Origin of the sequence: Caballeronia sp. dw_276, from assembly GCF_018449635.1 — a bacterium.
In the GTDB taxonomy this organism is placed as follows: Bacteria; Pseudomonadota; Gammaproteobacteria; order Burkholderiales; family Burkholderiaceae; genus Caballeronia.
Map to the genome: position 1 here is coordinate 1 of NZ_JAAVUV010000034.1, position 2,564 is coordinate 2,564.

A 2,564-nucleotide genomic window follows, 5' to 3' on the forward strand; every position below is an offset into this window, starting at 1 on the left:
TGCGTATTTCGGATGAAGGTGACCGGCCGTTTCGGGATCGTGACCGACGATTTCGGCAACGTGACCGGCCGTTTCGGGAACGTGACCGAGCGGACCGGACAGCAGGATTGGCGTTGCGCATAACATCAACCACGCGGGTTATGCTCGCCGGCTTTGGCCGGAGAGACGATGCCCGCGCACCGGATGAACATGCGCATGATCAAGGACGTTTTACGACTTAAATTCGACGCCGGCTTCTCGCACGATCGAATCGCCGCGTCGCTGGGCATTTCCAAGGGTGTGGTCACAAAGTACGTCGGGCTAGCCGGTGCCGCCGGGCTCGACTGGGCGAGCGCTTGCGACATGGACGAAGGCGAGCTCGAGCGGCGGCTGCTCGGCAAGCCCACCGGACCTGCTGCCTACGCCCAACCCGACTACGGGCGCATCCATCAAGAGCTACGCCGTAAGGGTGTGACGCTGACGCTGTTGTGGGAGGAATACCAGGCTGAGTTTGCGAACCGGCAGACCTACCGTTACACGCAGTTCTGTGAACACTATAAGGCGTTCGCCAAACGCCTGAAGCGCTCCATGCGACAGATTCACCGAGCTGGCGAGAAGCTGTTCGTCGACTTCGCCGGCCCCACGGTGGCGCTGACCACGGGGCGTCGCGCGCACATCTTTGTGGCCGCCATGGGCGCATCGAGTTTCACGTTCGCATGCGCCACGCCAGCCGAGACGATGGAGGACTGGCTGAACGGTATCGGCCGCGCGCTGACGTTCTACGGTGGCGTTCCACAACTGATCGTGCCGGACAACCCGCGTGCGATGATCGCTGACCCTGACCGTTACGAGCCGCGCGCAGGCGACACCGTGTTGGACTTCGCGCGTCACTACGGAACCTCATTCTTGCCGGCACGCGTCTATCGCCCCCAGGACAAGCCGAAGGTTGAAGTAGCGGTTCAGATCGTCGAGCGCTGGATCATGGCGCGCCTGCGTCATCATCGATTCGAAACTATTGAGTCGGTCAACGACGCGATCCGCCCACTACTGAAGAACCTGAACGGGCGTCCGTTTCAGAAGCTGCCGGGATGCCGCGCCACCGCATTTGCCGAACTGGACGCGCCGGCTTTGCAACCGCTGCCGGTGCAGCCGTATGAGCTGGCGCGGTTCAAGTCGGTCACGGTCCACATTGACTATCACGTTGAGATCGACAAACACCGCTACAGCGTTCCGCAAGCGCTAGTCGGACTCAAGCTCGATGCGCGAATCACGACAGCCGCCGTCGAGTTGCTTCATCGCGGTCGCCGCGTGGCCAGCCACGCCCGCAACGATCGCGTGGGAGGCTACACGACAGTCGTAGAGCACATGCCGGCGGCACACCGCGCCCATCTCGAATGGACTCCGCAGCGCCTCATTCACTGGGGCCAGCAGATTGGCGGCGCAACCGGTGCGCTCGTGAGTCGGCTTCTTCAGGAGCAACGTCATCCCGAACATGGTTATCGGGCGTGCCTTGGACTGCTCTCACTCTCTCGTCGCTATGGCCCCGAGCGTCTGGAAGCGGCGTGCGCATTGGCACTCGAACTAGGCGTACACCGTTACCGCCACGTGCGCGACATCCTGATCAACAACCGTGACCGAGCCGCAGCAACAACGCCGGTTGAATGGATCGGCCCAAGCCACGCGCATGTGCGCGGCCCCAGCTACTACCAATAGAGAGAACCCACCATGATGATGCAACAGACCTTGACGCAACTGCGCACCTTGAAGCTCGATGGCTTTGCCGACGGCTTGGAACAGCAATTGACGCAGCCCGGCACGGCGACTCTCAGTTTCGAGGAACGCTTGTCATTGTTGGTCGACCGGGAAGCAAGCTGGCGCGATGATCGCCGTCGCACCCGACTGCTTAAGCAAGCGCGCCTGAAGTATCCGCAAGCCGCCATTGAAGATCTGGACACTCGCGCAGGTCGAGGGATCGACCCGCGTTCGCTCACAAGCCTGGCTCTGGGCGACTGGGTTGAGGCCGGATACAGCCTGCTCATTAGCGGCGCGACCGGCGCAGGTAAGTCATGGCTCGCCTGCGCCTTGGCGCAGTATGCCTGCCGACGCGGACACTCTGCGTTGTATCTGCGCGTGCCGCGGTTGGGCGAGGAACTACGCGTTCTGCACGGCAACGGCGGCTTCACCAAATGGCTGCTGCAGGTTGCTCGCACTGATGTTCTCTTGCTGGACGATTGGGGAATGGCTCCGCTCGACGCAATGGTTCGAAATGATTTACTCGAGATGATCGACGACCGTTCTGCCGGCAAGGCCACGATCGTAACCAGCCAGCTACCGATCGAACACTGGCATGGCTGGATAGGCGACGAGACCATCGCCGACGCAATGCTTGATCGCCTCATGCACCGTCACCACCGCATCAAACTTACAGGCGAATCCCTAAGAAAGCCGCCTCCGAATTCCAGCAAATTGGAACCAGAACTCGACCAAAACTAGGGAGGAACTCTACAATCGAAACCGCGCAACGCCAAACCTCGCCGAATCGGTCACGTTCCCGAAATCAGCGGTCACGTTCACCGAAATACGCA

Annotated in this window: 2 protein-coding genes; both read left to right on the forward strand. The window is 61.2% G+C overall.

Going from position 1 to position 2,564, the window contains the following annotated elements; translation table 11 throughout:
• Positions 1 to 168: 168 nt before the first annotated feature.
• The gene (gene istA / locus HB633_RS30445) at positions 169 to 1,692 is read left to right on the forward strand and encodes an IS21 family transposase (RefSeq protein WP_213781838.1); all 1,524 of its coding nucleotides are present in this window, start codon (positions 169 to 171) and stop codon (positions 1,690 to 1,692) included.
• Positions 1,693 to 1,704: 12 nt separating this feature from the next.
• Positions 1,705 to 2,472, forward strand: coding sequence for an IS21-like element helper ATPase IstB (gene istB, locus HB633_RS30450; protein ID WP_213781839.1), 768 nt, complete (start codon positions 1,705 to 1,707; stop codon positions 2,470 to 2,472).
• Positions 2,473 to 2,564 lie beyond the last annotated feature (92 nt).